Origin of the sequence: Candidatus Nitrosotalea sp. FS (assembly GCF_011319475.1) — an archaeon.
Classification (GTDB): Archaea; Thermoproteota; Nitrososphaeria; order Nitrososphaerales; family Nitrosopumilaceae; genus Nitrosotalea.
In genome coordinates this window covers 781-4,024 of the sequence record NZ_RCMC01000252.1, presented here as the reverse complement: position 1 = coordinate 4,024, position 3,244 = coordinate 781, and the positions used below count along the sequence as shown (strand labels likewise).

2 protein-coding genes are annotated in these 3,244 nt (G+C 38.8%); one reads left to right on the top strand and one right to left on the bottom strand.

Translation table 11 applies throughout. The annotated features are described in order from the left end of the window. Positions 1-125: 125 nt before the first annotated feature. A complete protein-coding gene (locus DYY66_RS16500) occupies positions 126-539 on the bottom strand; it encodes a pentapeptide repeat-containing protein (RefSeq protein WP_218583718.1) in 414 nt (137 codons plus the stop codon). A 523-nt stretch (positions 540-1,062) separates the two neighbouring features. On the opposite strand from DYY66_RS16500, the gene DYY66_RS10075 reads away from it, so the two are divergent. Further along, entirely contained in the window at positions 1,063-1,410 is a 348-nt protein-coding gene (locus tag DYY66_RS10075; protein WP_166288874.1) for a hypothetical protein, read from the top strand. The last annotated feature ends 1,834 nt before the right edge of the window (positions 1,411-3,244 follow it).

Genomic DNA, 3,244 nt, shown 5'->3' with positions numbered 1-3,244 from the left:
AAAATTGTCTTAATATTTAATGGTTAGTCAGATTATTGAAAAATTGAAGGAGTTTTGTAGCTACTCTTATTATTGTCTGCTTATTTTGTGGCAATTTTCTGCGACAAAACCTTGAATCCAAACCCTCATGGTGGTAGCGTAGAACAAATTGGATTACCAGTACATGGAGGTGAGGCATGAGCGCCAGTGAAAGTTGCACCAGAGAGATTGGCGTTGGTGAAATTAGCACCGGAGAGATTTGAATTTGTGAAAATTACATTGGAGAGATTGGCGTTATAGAAATGGGCATTGGTAAGAGTTGCATCTATTATAGCTGCATTAGATAGATTTGCACTGGTAAGAGTTGCATTGGTAAGATTAGCACCTACAATATCACCTCCATGGATATTGACCAAGATAAGATTAGCATTGGTAAGATTGGCATTGTCAAAATTACTAACACCATCAAAAATGGAACCGTAGAGATTAGCATTACCCAGATTGGCGCCATAGAAATCGGCATGGGAGATCCAGAGTTTAGTAAGATCACATTCATGCAAGTCTACATTATTAGTTGGAGCTTGATGACATCTCAATACATTAATCTGATTTTGCAATGGTGTAGGATCAAAACTACTACTAGGCCCAGGTGGANTGGTTGGGGCTTGATGACATCTCAATACATTTATCTGATTTTGTAATGGGGTAGGGTCAAAACTACTGCTAGGCCCAGGTGGACCTTGTGGTCCAGGCGGACCCTGCGGGCCAGGCGTTAATTGAATATGATTAATCTGAGTTTGCAGATTGGTTATTTGATTTTGAAGATTTTGGATTGTAGCTTGTAATATTTGAAACGGTTGGCCTTGTGTGCTGGTATCAGCAGCTGCAAGAGTTGACGAGGTTATTGTACCAGCTATGAAAGCTATTGCAACAAATCCGAAGACTCTTGCATTTTTCATATTGTATTTTGATACACCACATATTACTATAAAAAAATGCCGTATAGAATCTAGATGTCTTTACTGGATGTTACATACAACTTGTAAAAATGTATCAAGAAATTATATACAAAACATATGCGATATGTTTGATGAAGAATTTAAAGTAAAAAAGGCACTGGTATCTCTGGTAATAGAAAAATCCCTTCTAGAGTTTGGAGAACCATTGTATGATTTTGTCGTAACCACTCTGGAAAAGAAATACGACTGTTATCTACCTACATGCTATGAACATCCAGAGTACCTTAGTGAAATTCTCACTGGAATACAGGGCAATGTTTCTAGTATCATTTTCATGTCCATCTATAAAAAATTGGCAGATGTCTCAAAGCGTCCTGGGATTGCAAGTTTTCTTGGATTGCTTGAAACAGATATGAAACTCCATGACACGATGAAAATATACCAAAATGCTATTGGAAGACTTTCAAAGTAATCGTTCAGACTTGTGAGAGTTTGAATCTACTGAATTGGTGTTTTTTTATCGCGTAAAATAGTAACAATTCCATTTCATGTGAGGAATTAATTGCATACTAGGCTGTTGACAATGTAGGATGTAATGCTCTGACATGTGTGGTGTTATAAGAAAATGCACTGTAATAATGACAATTCCTATTCCGACTAGACCTAAAACTAATGCTATTGTGATAACTGATCTTTTCATGATATGATTACGTCAGCATTAATCTTAAACAATCTCTAACAAATCATAATGTCTGCGAGTCTTATAGGACTCAAACCTAANTTCAGACCTATGAGAATCTGGACTTGAGATTATTCTTTATTTTAATCCACAGTAAAAGTTACACTGCCAAGATCTGAGCCTTGGTAGCTACCGTTGACAGTGTACATGCCCTTTGGAAAAGATGAATCAATAATTATCAATGTCCTAAAGTCTCCAACGTTGGTTACATCCGCGGTAATGTGTTCTGTTGTTCCATCTGGTTTTGCTATTATCAACACCACGACTCCTCCGTTTGCATTTATCTTTCCTGAGATGGTGGCCATCTCATTTGGATTTGCCATTGCCATGTATGATGACTTGTCCGTCTTGAAGTAACTGTTTGACGATTGTGATGGTAAAGAATTTGCTTGTTGCTGTATCGAGTTTTGATTTGATGTGGTAGTAGGCGACTGTACACTAGATTGCGTCTGTGTTGATGAGCTGGCAGGTCCAACTGTCATGATTCCATTACTTATCATGAACTGAATTCCTTNCCATTGCTTATCATGAATTGAATTCCTTTTACGAAATCGTCATCACCGATCTGTCCTTGCGCCCACCAGCCAGCATTATGTTTGACCCAGGATGGTATCTGTTGGGATTGCTGCGATGCTGTCTGTGATTGCGGGATAACCATTATTCCGTGGTTAATCAAGTACTGAATTCCTTTGATAAAATCGTCATCACCAATCTGTCCTTGTGACCACCAGTCTGCGTTGTGTTTTATCCATGATGGAATCTGCAAAGATGTTGTTTGTGTTTGTGACGATACCGATGGTGAAATTAATCCAGACGTTGCAGAGACACTACTTGTCTGTCCTGCTGTATTTACTTGTAAAGTGGGCATGTTAGAAGAAGAGACTTGGTTTGGTGCTATCTCTACTTGAGCTATAGTTCCTTGTTGAACTGGAACGCTTGGATAAGAGAATACTGTTGACTGGCCTGACTTGGTTACGTTAGTTATCAAGGTAAATTGTCCGTTGTTTGTACCATTTAGTATGACCTTGTAGGTATCTGATGCATCACTAATGTGTGCGTATGTGCCACCATCCATTGATAGGAAAGTTCCACCGTCAATTCCCTCATCGATACCTCCGTTGCTATTGTATCCGAGTTTATTACCTGTTGTTTCATCAACTATCGTAGTATGTACATTTGAATGAACTGCAAAATCAGTTGAATCCTTGTCTATGGTAGCACCCTCGTTATAGGAGGTGTAATAATTACTTGGTTTTCCATCAAGTATGCTCTTGACAATTTTTTGTACGTTTGAATTGTCTGTCAGTGCACCATGCTCTGAACTAGCTCCTATTTGATATGGAACATAATATGTTCCTGTGACTCCTGAAATCTGTGAGCTAAACATTGGTACGGTTCCATCACCGTCGCCATATTGCGGGATTAGTTTTACGTGTCTATCCATGATTTCAATGTAACTTGTTTCACTGTCTGGCTGATCTGCCATGATGAAACCATCCAAGGTTGTCACACCAGTGCCGATTATCGCATAATGTTTGACACCGCTTGGTAATGGATACGGGGAATC